This is a genomic window from Pseudovibrio sp. W64 (genome assembly GCF_001623145.1).
In the GTDB taxonomy this organism is placed as follows: Bacteria; Pseudomonadota; Alphaproteobacteria; order Rhizobiales; family Stappiaceae; genus Pseudovibrio.
Genome location: NZ_LMCI01000039.1, coordinates 100085 through 117116 on the forward strand (window position 1 = coordinate 100085; position 17032 = coordinate 117116).

Sequence of the window (17032 nt, forward strand, 5' to 3'; positions counted from 1 at the left end):
CTCATCAAAGGGATGCTTTCTCCTATTTGATAGGAAGATAGACATCTCCGTTACGCGTACATTACCATCACTGTAATGACCGTTGAGCCCCCCTCATAAAGGCCAGCATAAACAACATCTCAGTGCGGAGCGCGCGCTGATACGATCCAATGGGAGATTCCGCATGACACAACGCACTTCACCAAACATGGGCGAGTTCCTGCATCTACGTGGTCAGAACCTGTCTAAGGGTGAACCGATTGCGTTACCTTTGGTGCAGAGCTCAATGTACCATCTTCCAGGATTACCTGAGGACTTTCCAAACTATGGTCGTGTCAGCAACCCGACATGGACCCAGCTTGAACATGCGCTCGCTCATCTCGAAGCAGCGCCTTGCCTTTGTTTTCCGTCCGGAATGGCTGCAATTTCTGCGGCTCTTTTCGCAACGCTCAAAGCAGGTGATCGACTACTGGTCCCGGCAGATGGGTATTATGTAACCCGCATCCTCTCCAGCCAGTTTCTGGCTAAGTTCGGCGTTGAAGTCGTTGAGCGCGACACCGCCGAATTCACCACAGGCGGCTTTGATGGCTTTAACGTTGTGTTTCTGGAAACACCTTCAAATCCGGGCCTCGACCTGCTGGATCTAACAGCAATTGCGTCTGCTGTACGCGCCGCAGGTGGTATCACGATTTGCGACAACACAACCCTGACACCACTTGGTCAGCGACCATTAGATTTTGGTGTAGACCTTGTCGTCTCCTCAGACACTAAATCCATGGCAGGCCATTCCGACGCCCTGATGGGTCATGTCGCCAGCCGAAACACTGAGATATTAAAAGCTGTCGAAGAGTGGCGAAAGTTTTCCGGCTGCATCCCCGGCCCGCAAGAAGCATGGCTGTTGCATCGAGGCCTCGAAACGCTGGATGTGCGCTATGATCGAATGTGTACGTCTGCAGCCCTGCTCGCAGAGCGTCTTGCAAATCATTCAGCCGTAAAGTCTATTCGTTTCCCTGGTTTGGAAACGGACCCAGCCCACGCATTGGCCAAAGCGCAGCAAACACGGTTTGGATTCTTGATATCCCTCACGCTTGAAACAGAAGCCCAGGCTGAACAGTTCATCAATTCATGCACCCTCTTGCGCCCTGCCACCTCATTTGGCGGCGTTCACAGCTCAGCAGAACGCCGCGCCCGCTGGGGAGACGCAGTAGATCCCGCCTTCATCCGCTTATCCGTGGGGTGCGAGCCGGTAGAGGAACTCTGGCAGGCCTTTTCAGAAGCCCTGGAGCAAGTCTCTTAAGAGACGAACTCAACCCACGACGGGCAGTTTCTCAGACTGTCCGTCTCCCCCATCCTCATCACAGTCCTCGCCTCCCTCTCAATCCATTCCAACACCTACCCCTAATCCAAAGCTCGAATATCCGGTTGGCGCCACAGAACGAAAATAAGCCCCAGCGCAATGGCAAAGCAGGCGATGCCCGCGATAAACACGCCATGAATGTTAGCGGTCATTAAAGAAGCACCAGCAATAGCAAGCAGGAACTGACCTCCCGTCGAGCTCGATATGGTGATCCCCATAATCCAGCCTTGCTCGCTTTCATCAACAGCAGCAGAGAACAAGGAAAACATGAGAGGCAGGGTAAGCGCAAAGGCCGCTACGATTGGCACTGTCAGGAGATAGGAGAGCCAGGCCACATCATTCACCGTAAAGGCCAGGAGCCCAACTCCCATCACAGTCACACTCACAGCAATCGTCGCCACCTTAGAAAATCGTTGGGATATTGGCCCAACCAGAAGCGCACTTACAAGAGCCAGAACCGATCCAAAAATGATCAGGAGAATGCTGTTTTGAAGCGTATCGAACCCAAAGCGCAACACCATGTAGTTATTGAGATAAATATAAAAGGCGCTCAGCCCGACCTCTATAAAGAGGAAAACAGCGCACAGCTTCAGAATTGTAGGCCTTGAATGTGCCCGCCAAAGAACAAGAAAGACCTCTGACAGGCCAAAATCTATCTTGCGGCGTGTCTGGTTTGTTTCCTCAAAGAAAACAATGATCAAGACAATATTGATCAGGATCAGCACCAGCGCTGCATAAAAGGGCAGTTCAAGCGAAGCATAACTGCCCATGATGGAGGGATCACTAAGCACTCCCGCAAATAGCGGCCCCACAATCAGGCCAATGGCAATGGCTGCTGTCACATACCCCATATTCCGGTTTCTTTCTGCGCCCGTACAGCTGAGATCAACAAGAGCAGCTTGTGCGATTGGCTGATTGCCTGCAGCGAACCCGGTAATTGCACGCGCAAGCACCAGCAAAGCCAGGTTTGACCAAAGCAGCGCAACCACTGCCAGCCCATATCCGAACAAGGCACCAAACAGGCAAATAAGGATGGCCTTCTTACGCCCGATATAATCGGAAAGCTTGGAAATATAGGCGCCGCCAAAAAACCAGCTGATGTAGAACGCTCCGGTCAAGAGACTGAAATCAATCTCCCGGATTGCAAGAGAATCTCCAAGGGGAACAAAGGTGCTGCCAGGCACCATCACAAGGCTATTGACGATCGGAAAAATCAGCCCTTGCCCCATAACATCCACGAGGACAAGGAGAAGCAATGCAATTCGAGACCAACCCATCGCTTCACGCCTTTCGCGCTTCACATCAGCAAAGCATCATTCTGAAAATCGACAGATGCTCACCAGAGCTATCCGGTAGCGGACCAACCGTCCGCCAACTCACTCCACCACGCGCAAGTGCTTTTTCTTCTCAAGCACCTTCAGCACGTTGGCTAGGTCGTGGCCGCGTTTGAGGATCATGCCGCCGGTGCCAACAACGCAGTAGGCGCCTTGTTTGCGAGCAAGCTTGGGGTCTTTTTCAATACGGTAGAGCGGCATTTCGCTGGCACGGCGGAAAATGGCAAAGATCGCCTTGTCTGTGCCATGGCCGATGGCGTAATCACGCCACTCGCCGCTGGCAACCATGCGTCCGTACAGCCTGAGGATCTGATCGAGTTCCGTTCGATGAAAAGCAACTATCGGTTTCGGGAGGTTCGTTTTTTGTTGAACGGCTGCGTTGTTGGCGCCACCATCAAGAGAGCGAACGCTCCCGGACACTATTGCAATATCATCTCCTTCACTCATGAAGGCCTCCTGCGTTCAGATCCTGTGGTTGGACATCCCGGAGAAAGCAGAATATCGGCTCTCGCATCGCGGATGCGCCGAGGCAATCTGGTTGAGCACGCAGCGTGAATTTGAAAATCCGCGACGCATGCTAAGCCATCGGCAACCCCATTTTACCACATAATTCGCCCATCCTGCGGCAAAGCCTGAAAGAACGCAAGGGAGCCTCCTTTTGTTGCCCGGCAAAGGACCCCGTGAGAATTCAGAGTACACGCTAAAATTGTCACAGTAGTTTCTCTATTTCGCCCCAATTGGGTCATTGAGGAGCCACGAATGCCAGCCAAATTATCGTTGTTGCCCAAGCAAGTTCGGTTCTGTGGAGCTGTGGTGAAGACTCTCACCCCTACCCCCCGTTGACCCACTCGTCACAGTGCTGAAGGAGAACCGAACCGCTTCCCCCTACAACTTATCGCTGCGATAAACCGCTGGCTCTTAATCAGTGAGACCAAGGGACAGGCCACCACCCCCAAGTAGTTTCGGTTGGCTGGTACAATCCCATATTCCAGCCAAAAGCCTCGCAGCATCCCGCGCCAGCTTATTGGCATTCTTGGTCGCACGCGCATCCACGTAACCGACGTGACAAGTCTTCCCCTGCCCCAGCTGAGTGATCACCAGCACCTGCCCGCGATAATACCCGTCCGCATCCGCTTTATCATCCCCCGCAACATCCGCCGGAATGTCCGTATGCCACCGCAAAATCGTTGCCACAGGCTCACCACCTTCCAGCACCCACTCAATGGTGGAGCCAAGCCGGTTCCACGGACTCAGGCCTTGTGTCGCCGCAGGTTCATCTCGCGCCTGCTCGCCATAACTGACTAAGAACCGCAAATCACCCTCAGCCACGTAAACGGGGATACCGTTATACCCCTGACACATCCACACAGCAGAGCCCACTGCATTTTCGGGGGTGTCTTGAAGCTCGCATGTCTCGTTTAAATCCAGCGTGGAATAAACACTCTCGGCTAAAGCGGTGGTGCAAACAAAAATTCCGGTCATGGCAACAATGAGGAACTGAAAATTCTTCAACATTAAGCACCCACTTATCCCAGAGTTATTCGTCAGGAATTACTTGAACGAATTACGCAAGCTCGACTGCGAAATATATCTTGCAACAGGCCGATGCCCCTGTAATACAGGCAGCAAATGAAATTGGAGTATACATAAATGCGTATCGATCGTATTCCTGTCGGTAAGAACCCACCTGAGGACGTCAATGTCATTATTGAAGTTCCAGTTGGCGGTGAGCCGATCAAATACGAGATGGAAAAAGAATCCGGCGCAATGTACGTCGATCGCTTCCTCTACACCCCTATGCGTTACCCGGGCAACTACGGCTTCGTTCCACACACCCTGTGCGGTGATGGCGATCCAATCGACGTAGTTGTTGTGAACCAGCGCCCAATCGTTCCAGGCGCCGTCATGAGCTGCCGTCCGATCGGCGTTCTGGTCATGGAAGACGAGTCCGGTCAGGATGAGAAAATCATCGCTGTCCCAAGCAGCAAGCTGACCCGTCGTTACGAATCCGTACACAACATCGAAGACCTGCCTGAAATCACCATCAAGCAGATTGAGCACTTCTTCGAGCACTACAAAGATCTTGAGCCAAACAAATGGGTGAAGATCACTGGCATTCACGGTGCGGACGAAGCAAAGCGTCTGATCGTAGAAAGCATCGAGCGCTACAACAAAGAAGAAGGCTAACCCCCTCTCTTTGTGACTGACACAAAAAAGCCCGGAGCTGCGTAGAGCCCCGGGCTTTTTTCATATCAAAACGAAGCGCTGGAACCTCAGCTCTTGCGAGGAAGCACCAGACCGCACAGCGTGATAAACACCATCGCACTCGCATAAATCGCATTCAGTCCAGCAAACGACAGACCAAAGATGCGGAACTGTGCAACAGAGCAGCTCACAACCTTAGTGGTCGCAAGGCTCTGCAGCATGTTGGAAGCAGATCCCAGCTCCATGCTGCCACCAGCGGCACAATCATTCGGCCCAAGCCAGAGTTCCCACTCTGCGCCAGCCTGATAGATGCCAACACCGCCGCCATACAGAAAACCACCAGCCGCACCCAGCAGCGCCAGCACAGAAACCCAGCGCAGCTTCTCGGTCCGGGTAAAGATCAGCGCCAGAATACCCAGCACCAGACCAGCGTAGTACGGATTACGCTGAATGAGACACAGCGGGCATGGCTTGAAACCACCAATAAGCTCAAAACCCCACGCGGTCGCCAACGCTGTGGCACTACCCAGTGTCACCAGCGCAGCACCAGAGGTGAGCGGATCTTTCAGAAGCAGCGCAAAAAAGCGTCCTAGCATTTCCAGTTAACCTCTCCTGCGCATTCCCGAGGCTCCAAACCAGCACTCCAAAGAACACGCGCCACAAAACAGATTAAAGCAACTGTCCCATTCTCAAAGAAACGACAGCCGCTTTAAAGAAACTTGATCAGAGCGAAACCACCAACCAGCAGCACCACAAACACAGTGAACACCAGCCCCAGCCGCTTTTCGATGAAATCCCGAATTGCTGGTCCAAACAGGTACAAAAGCCCTGCGACCGCAAAAAACCGAATTCCACGAGAGACAATGCTCGCCGCAATGAATACTGGGAGATTCAGAGCAAAAACACCACTCGCAATAGTTATTACTTTGTACGGAAATGGCGTCAAACCAGCGATAAACACAAACCACCAGCCCCAGTCCTCAAAGATTTGCTTAAACTGGTCAAACTTATCCATGTAACCGTAAAACGCGAGGATCGGTTTCGCCACTTCCTCAAACAAGACGGCACCAATGAGATACCCCAGCAAACCACCCAGAACAGAAGCCACAGTACACAGCGCAGCATAAAACCAGGCTCGCCGACGTTTGCTCACACACATCGGGATGAGAAGCAGGTCAGGCGGAAGCGGAAAGACAGAGCTTTCCACAAAGGCGACAGCGCTCAGCGCATGGGGTGCACGTGGTCCCGCAGCAAGGGAAAGTGTCCAGTCATAAAGGCGACGCAACATAAGTCAGCGATGCTCCAAACAATCATTCATTCAAGCGAAGAATATGGTTCATTTCGCAATGCGGTAACATTCAATAACAGCCCCACGCTGGAGTCCTACCTCAATCATCAGCAGCAATCACAGGATTATGGCCGGAAATATGACCTCACCCCCCTTATCCCCCGTAAATATATATAAGTATAGGCTGACAAATGCTGTGGTTAGCTGAATCAAAATATTGACGTCACACCCCATCTCGATATATTCCGCCCTTACCAACCGTTGCCCCCGTGGCGGAACTGGTAGACGCGCCGGATTCAAAATCCGGTTTCTTCGGAAGTGCCAGTTCGAGTCTGGCCGGGGGCACCACTCTTCTCTTCCCCAAAATTTAAGCGCTTTTATCCAACACCACACATGCGTCTTGAGCTCTCTGCGACCTCACGCCAGCGGGTGATGGTCTTCCACCAGCTTCTGCAGGCGCTCTTCCAGCACGTGGGTATAAATCTGTGTTGTTGAGATGTCCGCATGACCAAGCAGCTGCTGCACCACACGCAGGTCAGCGCCATTTTGCAACAGGTGCGAGGCGAAGGCATGGCGGAGCACGTGCGGAGAAACCTTGTTGCGGTCAATATCCGCTTCCAACGCAAGTGCCTTCAAGTCTCGCCCAAACGCCTGACGCGTAAAGTGCCCGCTCTCACCATGAGAGGGAAACAGCCATACGCTGTCCGCATAAGCCCCTAAAGATGCACGCAGCCGCACATACTCAACCATGGCCTTCTGTGAACGGGGAGACAGTGGAACAGCTCGCTCCTTACCGCCCTTTCCTTTCACGGTGATAAGACGGCTGTCACGAATAGCCGCTGACACTGGCAGGGAAACAAGTTCGGAAACACGCAGACCCGTCGCATAAAGCACTTCCAGCAATGTATAGACACGTGCAGCTCTGATCTGCTTTGCATCACTATCATGCGTGATAGTAGCCAACTGTTCTGCCTTGCCGATCAGCCGATCCACCTCTTCCTCACTCAACACACCGGGAAGAGTTGAGGCTTTACGCGGAGAAGCGACGGTTCGGGTTGGATCATCATCACGAATATCCTCGGCATAACAGAACTGGTAGAACTGCCGAAGAGCCGAAAGACGCCGCGCCTGAGAGGACGCCGCAAACCCGCGGTCAGTAAGGTCAGAGAGATAGGCACGGACATCCGTGACCTGCACAGCAAGCAGATCCACACCTTGCGTACTCAGGAAACTATCAAAATCTTCCAGGTCAGTTCGGTAGCTTTCCAACGTATTGAACGCACTGACGCGCTCAACGCTTAACATTTCAAAAAAGCGTTCAGTCTCAAGAGTTCGACGCATAAAAAGCCTATTCGAAGCCTTCCTTTTGGATTTCGACGATAATTTCACGTGGCTCCGGCTCAACGTAGCTGACAAGCAGATACATGCTCAGCACAGCGCCAGTAACGATCAAACCTATGATAGACAGCAATCGCATCAATGTTGGCATGGCAGAACCGGATGCTCCCGTATAAATCTGGATACCCCTAGATCACCCGCAGATGGTGGGGTGTAGCAGTATACTTCACAATCAAAAATAGACCGTTTCACTGTGAAGGTTCAACCCGAAGGCACCCAGTGTACCGCGTATTTTGCGATATCCTCCAGGCCTGTGAAGGGGCACCTACGGTTTCTGTAGAAAATTAGCAGTTAAATGCTGGCAAACACTCTTGGTCTAGAACCTTGACAGGACAAGGTGTGATAATGTCAAAGCGTAAGTAAGAGTAGATGAATCGGCGAGGGCGTGGCGTGACTGCAAACGACACAAAGTCAGACAAAAAACGTCAACGACAGCAAGATATTTTGAAGCGCCTCGGCACTAAGCCAATTGTACTTGTTGGCATTATGGGCTGTGGCAAATCCACAGTAGGTCGCCGTTTGGCTCAATATCTCGCTCTCAATTTTATTGATGCAGACTCAGAGATTGAAAAAGCAGCAGATCGTTCTATCTCAGAGATATTCGCTGAACACGGTGAAAGCTATTTCCGGCAAGGTGAAAAGCGTGTCATTGCACGCCTGTTGGACGAAGGACCACAAGTCCTCGCAACAGGTGGCGGTGCCTTCATCAATGAAGAGACACGCTCCCGCATCAAGGAAAAGGGCATCTCCATCTGGATGAAGGCTGAGCTGTCTGTCATCATGACCCGCGTGCGCAAGCGCCCTACCCGGCCATTGCTGCAGACTGCGGATCCTGAAGCAACCATGCAAAAGCTGATGGATGAGCGCTATCCGATCTATGAAGAAGCGGACATGGCAATCTGGTCGCGTGATGTGACCCATGAAGCAGTTATGGAAGAAATCCTGATCGCTCTGGAAAAAGGACTACCGCCTCTCTCTGATGAGGCATCTGAAAATAACGAGGTTGGAAAGTGACAGAAGAAAATAACGCCACGCTCGTCAATGTCGATCTGGGCGACCGTAGCTATCCAATCCTCATTGGCCGCAACCTGATCAAACGCGCTGGAGAAGAAGTCTCCACCCGCCTCCCAGGTGCCAAAACAGTCATCATCACAGATGAGACCGTCAAGAAACTCCACTTGAAGGCACTGGAAGAAAGCTTCCAGTCCGCAGGTGTTGAGTTCAGCACACTTGTTGTGCCCGCAGGCGAAAAAACCAAACGCTTCGAAATCTTCGAGCGCCTCTGCGATGATATTCTCGCCCTGCGCCTTGAGCGCGGCGATGCTGTTGTCGCCTTAGGCGGCGGCGTTGTCGGCGATCTTTCCGGCTTCGTCTCCGGTGTTGTTCGCCGTGGCATGAAGTTCGTTCAGATCCCAACCACCCTGCTCGCTCAGGTCGACAGCTCTGTCGGCGGCAAAACCGGCATCAACTCCCGCCATGGCAAAAACCTGCTCGGTGTGTTCCATCAGCCTGCTTTGGTACTGGCAGATACATCCGTTCTGGATACGCTCAGCCCGCGTGATTTCCGCGCTGGCTATGCAGAAGTTGCCAAATACGGCCTGATCAATGATCCGGACTTTTTCGAATGGCTGGAAGCCAATTGGGAAGGTATCTTCGTTGGCGGGCCTGAACGAGAACACGCAGTCGCCCATTCCTGCCGTGCCAAAGCAACTGTTGTTGCTGCAGACGAGCTGGAATCCGGCAACCGCGCACTGCTCAATCTCGGTCACACCTTCGGCCATTCGCTGGAAGGTGCTGTTGCCTATGAGACTGAACGACTGGTGCACGGAGAAGGCGTTTCCATCGGCATGGTATTGGCCCATGAATTTTCTGAGCAGCTTGGCCTGTGCCCGGCGGAAGACACCAAACGTGTCATCACGCATTTGGAAGCCGTCGGCCTGCCAACGCGTATTGATCAGATCCCCGGTCAGCTGCCACCAATCGACACTTTTATGGACTTGATTGCACAGGACAAAAAAGTAAGTCGTGGTCAGCTCACTTTTATCCTTACAAAAGGCATCGGCACTTCCTATGTCGATAAAACTGTAAGCGCGGAACCCCTCCGCGCGTTTCTTGAGGAGAAACTCGGCAAATGACGGACTACGCTTTCTGGGCTTCCGTTGTCGCTATTGTAATTTTGCTCGTTCTTTCGGGCTTTTTTTCCGGGTCGGAGACTGCCCTGACAGCAGCATCACGCGCCCGTATGCATGCGCTGGTCAAATCCGGTAATAAAAGAGCGCTTATTGTTGCAAGACTGATCGAGTTCAGAGAGCGCCTCATCGGCGCACTGCTGCTCGGCAACAACCTTGTCAACATTCTGGCCTCTGCACTCGCAACATCCCTGTTCCTGAAGCTCTTCGGAGACGCAGGCGTCGCCTACGCAACGCTGGTCATGACTCTTCTGGTCCTGATCTTCTCTGAAGTGCTGCCAAAAACATGGGCGATCGCAAACGCAGAGAAATTCGCACTCAGCGTTGCACCCGTTGTTCGCGTGCTGGTGATTGTCTTTGGACCGATCGTTGCCGCCATCGAGGTAATTGTACGCCTCGTCCTGCGCATCTTCGGCATTCGCATTGATGATTCCACAGCCGTCCTGTCAGCACACGAAGAGCTGCGCGGCACACTGGACCTTCAGCATAAAGAAGGCGGTCTGATCAAAGCGGATAAAGACCGTATTGGCGGCCTGCTGGATCTGGTTGAGCTAGAAGTGTCGGACGTGATGGTTCATCGCACCAAGCTGTTCGCACTCAATGCCGACCTGCCACCGGAAGAGCTGGTGGAAGAAGTGTTGGCCAGCCCGTTCACCCGTATTCCGCTATGGCGTGATGATCCCGACAATATGGTCGGCCTGCTCCACGCCAAGGATGTTCTGCGTGCAATCGCAAACCTCAAAGGCGATATGGAGAAGTTCGAGCTGGATAAGGTCATGAGCCCGCTTTGGTTCGTACCGGACACCACCAGCCTTCAAAACCAGCTCAACGCCTTCCTGAAGCGTAAAACCCATTTCGCTCTCGTGGTAGACGAGTACGGCGAAGTGATGGGCCTCGTCACGCTGGAAGACATTCTGGAAGAGATCGTCGGTGAAATCGCAGACGAACATGACATCGAACTGCCCGGCCTCAAACCACAGGCAGATGGTTCCGTGATCGTCGAAGGCTCAGTTCCGATTCGCGACCTCAACAGAGCGACTGATTGGAACCTGCCAGACGACGAAGCGACAACCATCGCAGGTCTCGTTATTCACGAAGCAAAAATGATCCCCGAGGAACGTCAGATCTTCACCTTCCACGGATTCCGCTTCACAGTCCTGAGCCGGGAAAAGAACCGCATCACGCGCTTGCGCATGATGGCGCTCAGCCCGCTTCAGGATGCGAAAAAAGCCAGCAAATAAAAATGGGCCCAGCCGGGCCCATTTCCTTTTCTGCAGTCCCTTAAAGAACGCAAAATTATCGTAAAACGCTCAAATCAACGCACATAACAACGCAAACGGGTAAAACACGAGCACCTGCAACGTACTAGCCATTTGCCGCATTGATTTAGCTGTGCCAATGTACCAATTACTGTAAGAACCAATTACGTGTGAGATTTGGCTTCAATGGCAAGCGCGTGAATGCCTCCGGCGATCTCTTCAGCCACGCATTCGTTTACTGCACGATGCATAGCGACGCGGGACATACCCTCAAAGGCTGTGGATATGATCTTGATCCGGAAGTGGGTTTGTCCACCCTCGCGCCAGCCGCCGTGACCGCGGTGACTCTCGGATTCGTCGGTGACTTCAAGAAGCTGCGGCTTAAACGCAGCTTCCAGTTTAGTGATCATGATGTCTCTTGTGCTCATGTTTTCTATATCTCTCACGTAGGAAACCGTCGTCAAGGCCTTGCCTAACAGGGTCACTTTTTTCTATTTATGTCGGCTACCTGCTTTATGGCAGGTGCTAACCCAATCGCAAGGCAACTGAAAACCGAAAAATGAAGCAAGCATCCTCCATTTTCGACAGCATTCGCGTAAAACCCGGCAAAGAACGCACCACAAGCTCAAAAGGCCCAAAGTGCGAATGGGACGGTTGCGACCAGCCCGGCACCCATAAAGCACCGAAAGGTCGCGATCGGGAAGGCCAGTACTTTCATTTTTGCGTAGACCACGTAAAGGCCTACAACAAATCGTATAATTATTTTTCCGGCATGGACGATGACAGTGTTCGCAGCTACCAGCGCGATAGCATGACAGGACATCGCCCAACCTGGAAAATGGGCGTAAACTCGCAGGCAGACGCCGCGAATGCCCGCGATGGAAGCCGTACAAACATCGGTGGCGAAGACGTAAACGACCCGCACAACATCTTCGCTGGCGCCACCGGAGCACGCAGCCAACCTCAGGAACCGCAACGTAAGGTACTGGCACTTGAGAAAAGGTCATTTGAAACATTGAACCTTCGGGTAACCGCCCGTGGCGCCGAGATAAAAACTCGCTATAAAGAGCTGGTAAAGATTCATCACCCTGATGCCAATGGTGGCGACCGCTCTTCGGAAGACCGCTTGCGCGAGATTATTCAGGCCTACAACGTGCTCAAGAAATCCGGTTATTGCTAGGTCATACGTTTGACCAGTTCCCGGATCTCTTAGAATTTTTTAGATTTTCATTACCCCGATTTCGACGTGGGGCCGCGGAGGAAAAATGATAGATACGATGCAAACCGCTCAAACCCTGCCGACCGAAACAATTTCTGTACGTGAGACATTTGGCATCGACAGCGACATGGAAGTACAAGCCTTCGCTGAAGCAAACGAACATGTTCCTGATATCGATCCAGACTATCTGTTTGATCGCGCAACAACTCTCGCAATCTTGGCAGGTTTTGCAAAGAACCGCCGTGTGATGGTCTCCGGCTACCACGGTACTGGTAAATCGACTCATATCGAGCAAGTCGCAGCCCGCCTGAACTGGCCTTGTGTGCGCGTAAACCTCGACAGCCACATCTCTCGTATCGACCTTGTTGGTAAAGACGCAATCGTTGTGAAGGACGGTCACACCGTCACCGAGTTCAAGGACGGCATCCTTCCTTGGGCCCTTCAAAACAATGTCGCGCTTGTCTTCGATGAGTACGACGCAGGCCGTCCAGACGTGATGTTCGTGATCCAGCGTGTTCTTGAGGTTTCCGGGCGCTTGACCCTCCTCGATCAGAACCGCGTGATCAATCCACATCCGGCATTCCGCCTGTTCGCAACCGCGAACACCGTCGGTCTTGGTGATACATCCGGCCTCTACCATGGTACGCAGCAGATCAACCAGGGCCAGATGGACCGCTGGTCTATCGTGACCACGCTAAACTATCTGCCTCACGACAACGAAGTTGAGATCGTTCTGGCGAAGTCTCCACACTACAGTGGTGCAGAAGGTCGCTCTATCGTTTCCAAGATGGTTCGTGTTGCAGACATGACCCGTAGCGCTTTCATGAACGGCGAGCTCTCCACTGTGATGAGCCCACGTACAGTGATCACATGGTCAGAAAACGCTGAAATCTTTGGCGATATCGGTTTCTCATTCCGCCTGACCTTCCTGAACAAGTGTGACGATACCGAGCAAGCGCTGGTTTCTGAGTTCTACCAGCGTTGTTTCGGGGAAGATCTTCCTGAATCAGCGGCAAACATCGTCATGAGTTAAGGGGAGTTACATGGCAGGTACCAGCAACTCCTCAGCCAAGAACAAACCTGCCAGCCAGCCATTCAAGCAAGCGATGGGCTCTACAGTCAGAGCCATCGCAGGCGAGCCTGAGCTGGAGGTTGTTTTTTCACCGGATAAACCGGGAATGACCAGCGGACGCATCCGTCTGCCGGAACCTTCCCGCACGATGACAAAGGAAGAAGTCGCCGTTACCCGCGGTTTGGGTGACTCCATGGCTCTGCGCCTTGCTTGTCATGATCCAGCTGTTCACACCAAGCACATTCCTCAAGGCGAAAACGCACGCGCTATCTTCAACTCGGTCGAACAAGCCCGCGTTGAAGCCCTTGGTGCTGTCCGTATGCCGGGCGCTGGCGACAACATCGACGCCATGCTTGAGGATCGTTACTTCAAAGCTAACTTCGCAGAAGTCACCACCAAAGACGAAGCTCCGATGCAGGATGCCATCGCTTTGTTGGTACGCGAACGTCTGACGGGCCGCGAGATCCCCAAAAGCGCACAGCGCATGGTGGACCTCTGGAGACCTTTCGTTGAAGAAAAAGCTGATCATGATCTGAACAAACTCGTCACCCGCATGGATGACCAGATCGCGTTCGCCAAGCAGATGCGTGATCTTCTCACCTCTCTCGATATGGCTGATGAGCTGGGAGAAGAACCAGAGGACGACGACGAGAACAACGACGAAAGCCAGCAGGACCAGGATGATCGCTCTGATAACTCTGGTGACATGCAGGAAGATCAGGGTGAGCAAGAAGGCGCTCCTGAAGAGATGGAACTTTCCGGCGAAGAGCAGGAAAGCGGCGAAACCGAAGGCGTCGACAGCGAGATGCAGGATATGTCCGAAGAGGATATGTCCGATCAGGCTGAAGAGCCGGGCGAACAGGAACGCCGGGACCATCCCTTCAGCAATCAGCCGTCTGCTGATGCCTATCACATCTTCACACAAGCTTTCGACGAGATCATTGCAGCAGAAGACCTCTGCGATCAGGAAGAGCTGGATCGTCTCCGCGGCTTCCTCGATAAGCAGCTGGCCTCTCTGTCTGGTGCGGTGTCCCGACTAGCCAACCGCCTGCAGCGTAAACTGATGGCGCAGCAGAGCCGGTCATGGGATTTTGATTTGGAAGAAGGCATTATCGACAGTGCCCGCCTCCATCGCGTAGTCATAGATCCACTACAGCCGCTTGCGTTCAAATGGGAAAACGACACCGAGTTCCGCGATACCGTAGTCACTCTGGTGATCGACAATTCCGGCTCTATGCGCGGTCGTCCGATCACCGTGGCAGCCACATGTGCCGACATTCTGGCACGTACACTTGAGCGTTGCGGCGTGAAGGTGGAGATCCTCGGATTTACCACCAAAGCGTGGAAAGGCGGCCAATCTCGTGAAGCTTGGCTCAAGGATGGCAAACCGTCTAATCCGGGACGCCTGAACGATCTGCGCCACATCATCTACAAATCCGCAGATGCCCCTTGGCGCCGCGCCAAACGCAATCTCGGCCTGATGATGCGCGAAGGCCTGCTAAAGGAAAACATCGACGGAGAGGCTTTAGACTGGGCACACAAGCGTTTGCTTGCACGTCCGGAACGTCGTCGCATCCTGATGATGATCTCCGATGGCGCACCAGTAGATGACTGCACGCTTTCAGTGAACCCAGGCAACTATCTGGAGAAACACCTGCGCAGCGTGATTGCTGAGATTGAAAACAGATCTCCGGTCGAGTTGATCGCAATCGGTATCGGCCACGATGTGACCCGCTACTATAAACGTGCGGTAACAATTGTAGATGCCGAAGAACTGGCTGGCGCGATGACTGATCAGCTTGCTGATTTGTTTGATGAAAACAGCGGTCAGGATCGCGGTAGACGTCACGGACGCCGATGAAATTAACACGACGCATTTTGCTAACAGGAGCAGCGGCAGCGGTAACAACCGCAGTCGCTGCTTCTTTGCCTTTCAGCGAGAGCACCGCACAGCAGAGCGGCTTTCAGCCAATGAAAGTCCGCTCCAAGGAAATCAACCGCTTCAAGTTCTCTGGTACCCGAGCAGAGCAATACGGCCCCCTCATGTTTCTTGGTGGCCTTGAACTCAGCAGCTCAAACGGTCGCTTCGGCGGCTATTCCGGCTTGCTGACGCTCAACAGTGGCTCAGACATCATTGCTATCTCAGATCGCGGCCATTGGCTGCGCGGCGAACTATCCCAGACCAGCCGAGGAAAGCCTCTCAAGCTGCTGGGCGCAGAAACCGCAACCCTGCTGGATAGCAAGGGCAGAAAGCTCAAACGCACCTACAGGGCCGACACAGAAGGTCTGAGCATTGGCGGCTCAGCCAACACACCTCGCATTTTCGTCAGCCATGAAGGAAAAGGCGGGATCATGACATACCCGCTTAACCTGAAAACAGGCGAAGAACGCGCTAAGCACCTTCTGATCCCCAAAGAGATCCGAGGTTTGGCAAAGAACAAGAGCCTTGAATCTGTTGCCGTCGCCCCTCCCAATTCTCCACTCTCCGGCGCTATCATAACTATTGCCGAACGCGGGAAGTCTCTGAAGCACAACAGACCAGCGTGGATCATCGGTGGCCCGCGACCGGGGAAGTTCTGGATAGGAAAACAAGGCAACTACGATGTTACGGATGCTGCCTTCCTTCCCAATGGCGATCTCTTGATCCTGGAGCGTTTATTCAACCTCTCAGAAGGCCTTGGGATGCGCATCAGGCAGCTGGATGGCTCCAACCTGCGACCAGATCATCTCCATACAGGCAAAACGCTCCTGACCGCTGATTTCAGTTATCAGATTGATAATATGGAAGCTCTGAGCGTTCACATGAACGCTTTTGGAGAGACAGTCCTGTCCCTCATGTCAGATGATAACCGCTCATTCCTACAGCGCACCTTGCTGCTGCGCTTCATCCTGACGGACAACGAACCTTTCAGAGAGCCATTCGTTCGCGCACCCAAAGAAGCAAAGATCGTCCCAGCGCCAAAACCGAAGCCTCGGTAAACGACAACTGTCTTTGTGAGCTGCACCCACATTCAATCCCAAAAACAAAAAAGGCACCGGAACCAAATCCGATGCCTTTTAAAATTCTTTTCAAACGAACAGCTTATCCGCGCTGCGAAGCAGGTACCGCGCCGATTACTCCCAATGCGATGCGGTATGGAACAAGCATGCTCATCGCAACGATGATCTTTACGCTGAAGTCACCAATCGCCCAGGAAACCCAACGAGGAACTTCCAGAGCAAACACACCAAACAATGGTGCAACTTCTACCGCAAACGCATCGTGATAACCCAAGAACGCAAACTGTGTAGCAAAAGCAAGGCTAAAGAACAGCGCGGTATCGAGCATGGTGCCGAGTGTAGAAGAGACGACAGGCGCCTTCCACCAACGACCATCACGAAGACGATGGAACACAGTCACGTCCAGCAACTGAGCAATCAGGAATGCACTTCCTGACGCAATTGCGATGCGTGGTGTTGCCAAAACAATAGAAAGAGCAACTGCAACAGCAAAGCCAGCGTACACGACTTTGCGTGCAGCAGCAGGACCAAACTGTCGGTTAATCAAATCAGTTACAAGGAATGCCACTGGATAAGTGAATGCACCCCAAGTAAGCAGGTCTGCTAGATTAACAGCCCCGAACATTCCCTGAACAGGGAATTGAACAAGGTAATTCGAAGCAACGACCACTGTGGTCATTGCCATAATAGCAAGAGCCAGTGGTCGAGCGGTATTCGACTTAGTCACGTTCA

Annotated in this window: 18 protein-coding genes and 1 tRNA gene; 10 read left to right on the forward strand and 9 right to left on the reverse strand. The window is 52.8% G+C overall.

The annotated features are described in order from the left end of the window. Positions 1-163: 163 nt before the first annotated feature. Positions 164-1276, forward strand: a complete 1113-nt coding sequence (locus PsW64_RS22520; protein WP_063305067.1) for a cystathionine gamma-lyase — start codon at positions 164-166, stop codon at positions 1274-1276. 101 nt (positions 1277-1377) lie between these two features. Here the strand turns inward: PsW64_RS22520 and PsW64_RS22525 are convergent, their stop codons facing one another. From PsW64_RS22525 to PsW64_RS22535, 3 genes are all read right to left on the reverse strand, one after another. Further along, positions 1378-2613: an MFS transporter gene (locus PsW64_RS22525; protein WP_063291205.1), complete on the reverse strand. Its 1236-nt coding sequence runs from the start codon at positions 2611-2613 to the stop codon at positions 1378-1380. A 99-nt stretch (positions 2614-2712) separates the two neighbouring features. Beyond that, complete coding sequence (locus tag PsW64_RS22530; RefSeq protein WP_063305068.1) at positions 2713-3117, reverse strand: DUF2794 domain-containing protein; 405 nt, start codon at positions 3115-3117, stop codon at positions 2713-2715. 471 nt (positions 3118-3588) lie between these two features. Further along, entirely contained in the window at positions 3589-4185 is a 597-nt protein-coding gene (locus PsW64_RS22535; RefSeq protein ID WP_063305069.1) for a hypothetical protein, read from the reverse strand. A 135-nt stretch (positions 4186-4320) separates the two neighbouring features. On the opposite strand from PsW64_RS22535, the gene ppa reads away from it, so the two are divergent. Next, positions 4321-4857 (forward strand): inorganic diphosphatase, encoded by a 537-nt coding sequence (gene ppa, locus PsW64_RS22540; RefSeq protein WP_057463505.1) that lies wholly within the window; start codon positions 4321-4323, stop codon positions 4855-4857. An 86-nt stretch (positions 4858-4943) separates the two neighbouring features. On the opposite strand, the gene PsW64_RS22545 is transcribed toward ppa, so the two are convergent. Next, on the reverse strand, positions 4944-5471 hold the full coding sequence (locus PsW64_RS22545) for a disulfide bond formation protein B (protein ID WP_063305070.1): 528 nt from the start codon (positions 5469-5471) through the stop codon (positions 4944-4946). A 113-nt stretch (positions 5472-5584) separates the two neighbouring features. Beyond that, complete coding sequence (locus tag PsW64_RS22550) at positions 5585-6163, reverse strand: YqaA family protein (protein ID WP_063305071.1); 579 nt, start codon at positions 6161-6163, stop codon at positions 5585-5587. Between the two features lie 263 nt (positions 6164-6426). Between PsW64_RS22550 and PsW64_RS22555 the strand changes: the two genes are divergently transcribed. Next, positions 6427-6511 (forward strand) — tRNA-Leu (locus PsW64_RS22555). 69 nt (positions 6512-6580) lie between these two features. Here the strand turns inward: PsW64_RS22555 and PsW64_RS22560 are convergent. Then, positions 6581-7504: a site-specific tyrosine recombinase XerD gene (locus PsW64_RS22560; protein WP_057463508.1), complete on the reverse strand. Its 924-nt coding sequence runs from the start codon at positions 7502-7504 to the stop codon at positions 6581-6583. Between the two features lie 7 nt (positions 7505-7511). Beyond that, complete coding sequence (locus tag PsW64_RS27690; protein WP_167550253.1) at positions 7512-7652, reverse strand: hypothetical protein; 141 nt, start codon at positions 7650-7652, stop codon at positions 7512-7514. Between the two features lie 299 nt (positions 7653-7951). Between PsW64_RS27690 and PsW64_RS22565 the strand changes: the two genes are divergently transcribed. Genes PsW64_RS22565 through PsW64_RS22575 form a run of 3 tightly spaced genes read left to right on the forward strand, consistent with a single transcriptional unit; the run spans position 7952 to position 10991 of the window. Next, positions 7952-8575: a shikimate kinase gene (locus PsW64_RS22565; RefSeq protein ID WP_057463564.1), complete on the forward strand. Its 624-nt coding sequence runs from the start codon at positions 7952-7954 to the stop codon at positions 8573-8575. Next, entirely contained in the window at positions 8572-9696 is a 1125-nt protein-coding gene (gene aroB, locus PsW64_RS22570) for a 3-dehydroquinate synthase (protein ID WP_063305072.1), read from the forward strand. Before PsW64_RS22565 ends, aroB begins: the two co-directional genes overlap by 4 nt. Then, positions 9693-10991, forward strand: coding sequence for an HlyC/CorC family transporter (locus PsW64_RS22575; protein ID WP_057463510.1), 1299 nt, complete (start codon positions 9693-9695; stop codon positions 10989-10991). The genes aroB and PsW64_RS22575 overlap by 4 nt, the downstream gene beginning before the upstream one ends. A 182-nt stretch (positions 10992-11173) precedes the next feature. Here PsW64_RS22575 and PsW64_RS22580 read toward each other — a convergent pair whose 3' ends face one another. Beyond that, entirely contained in the window at positions 11174-11437 is a 264-nt protein-coding gene (locus tag PsW64_RS22580; protein WP_057463511.1) for a BolA family protein, read from the reverse strand. Positions 11438-11568: 131 nt separating this feature from the next. Here PsW64_RS22580 and PsW64_RS22585 point away from each other — a divergent pair, with 131 nt between their 5' ends. The 4 genes from PsW64_RS22585 (at position 11569) to PsW64_RS22600 (ending at position 16279) form a co-directional block, all read left to right on the forward strand. Next, positions 11569-12189 (forward strand): J domain-containing protein, encoded by a 621-nt coding sequence (locus PsW64_RS22585; RefSeq protein WP_057463512.1) that lies wholly within the window; start codon positions 11569-11571, stop codon positions 12187-12189. An 85-nt stretch (positions 12190-12274) separates the two neighbouring features. Further along, complete coding sequence (gene cobS, locus PsW64_RS22590; protein ID WP_063286074.1) at positions 12275-13261, forward strand: cobaltochelatase subunit CobS; 987 nt, start codon at positions 12275-12277, stop codon at positions 13259-13261. Positions 13262-13271: 10 nt separating this feature from the next. Continuing rightward, positions 13272-15161 carry a cobaltochelatase subunit CobT gene (gene cobT / locus PsW64_RS22595; protein WP_057463514.1) on the forward strand — a complete coding sequence of 630 codons (1890 nt, stop codon included), beginning with the start codon at positions 13272-13274 and terminating at the stop codon, positions 15159-15161. Further along, positions 15158-16279 (forward strand): esterase-like activity of phytase family protein, encoded by a 1122-nt coding sequence (locus tag PsW64_RS22600; protein ID WP_063305073.1) that lies wholly within the window; start codon positions 15158-15160, stop codon positions 16277-16279. The genes cobT and PsW64_RS22600 overlap by 4 nt, the downstream gene beginning before the upstream one ends. A 103-nt stretch (positions 16280-16382) precedes the next feature. On the opposite strand, the gene PsW64_RS22605 is transcribed toward PsW64_RS22600, so the two are convergent. Further along, positions 16383-16985 carry a VUT family protein gene (locus PsW64_RS22605; RefSeq protein WP_057463516.1) on the reverse strand — a complete coding sequence of 201 codons (603 nt, stop codon included), beginning with the start codon at positions 16983-16985 and terminating at the stop codon, positions 16383-16385. Positions 16986-17032 lie beyond the last annotated feature (47 nt).

Excerpts from the sequence above, each read along its gene's own strand:
- PsW64_RS27690 (WP_167550253.1), bottom strand. The coding sequence starts at position 7,652 with ATGCCAACATTGATGCGATTGCTGTCTATCATAGGTTTGATCGTTACT.
- cobT (WP_057463514.1), top strand. The coding sequence starts at position 13,272 with ATGGCAGGTACCAGCAACTCCTCAGCCAAGAACAAACCTGCCAGCCAG.
- PsW64_RS22525 (WP_063291205.1), bottom strand. The coding sequence starts at position 2,613 with ATGGGTTGGTCTCGAATTGCATTGCTTCTCCTTGTCCTCGTGGATGTT.
- PsW64_RS22520 (WP_063305067.1), top strand. The coding sequence starts at position 164 with ATGACACAACGCACTTCACCAAACATGGGCGAGTTCCTGCATCTACGT.
- PsW64_RS22605 (WP_057463516.1), bottom strand. The coding sequence starts at position 16,985 with ATGGCAATGACCACAGTGGTCGTTGCTTCGAATTACCTTGTTCAATTC.
- PsW64_RS22600 (WP_063305073.1), top strand. The coding sequence starts at position 15,158 with ATGAAATTAACACGACGCATTTTGCTAACAGGAGCAGCGGCAGCGGTA.
- PsW64_RS22560 (WP_057463508.1), bottom strand. The coding sequence starts at position 7,504 with ATGCGTCGAACTCTTGAGACTGAACGCTTTTTTGAAATGTTAAGCGTT.
- PsW64_RS22550 (WP_063305071.1), bottom strand. The coding sequence starts at position 6,163 with ATGTTGCGTCGCCTTTATGACTGGACACTTTCCCTTGCTGCGGGACCA.
- ppa (WP_057463505.1), top strand. The coding sequence starts at position 4,321 with ATGCGTATCGATCGTATTCCTGTCGGTAAGAACCCACCTGAGGACGTC.
- cobS (WP_063286074.1), top strand. The coding sequence starts at position 12,275 with ATGATAGATACGATGCAAACCGCTCAAACCCTGCCGACCGAAACAATT.
- PsW64_RS22585 (WP_057463512.1), top strand. The coding sequence starts at position 11,569 with ATGAAGCAAGCATCCTCCATTTTCGACAGCATTCGCGTAAAACCCGGC.
- PsW64_RS22530 (WP_063305068.1), bottom strand. The coding sequence starts at position 3,117 with ATGAGTGAAGGAGATGATATTGCAATAGTGTCCGGGAGCGTTCGCTCT.
- PsW64_RS22575 (WP_057463510.1), top strand. The coding sequence starts at position 9,693 with ATGACGGACTACGCTTTCTGGGCTTCCGTTGTCGCTATTGTAATTTTG.
- PsW64_RS22535 (WP_063305069.1), bottom strand. The coding sequence starts at position 4,185 with ATGTTGAAGAATTTTCAGTTCCTCATTGTTGCCATGACCGGAATTTTT.
- PsW64_RS22580 (WP_057463511.1), bottom strand. The coding sequence starts at position 11,437 with ATGAGCACAAGAGACATCATGATCACTAAACTGGAAGCTGCGTTTAAG.
- PsW64_RS22545 (WP_063305070.1), bottom strand. The coding sequence starts at position 5,471 with ATGCTAGGACGCTTTTTTGCGCTGCTTCTGAAAGATCCGCTCACCTCT.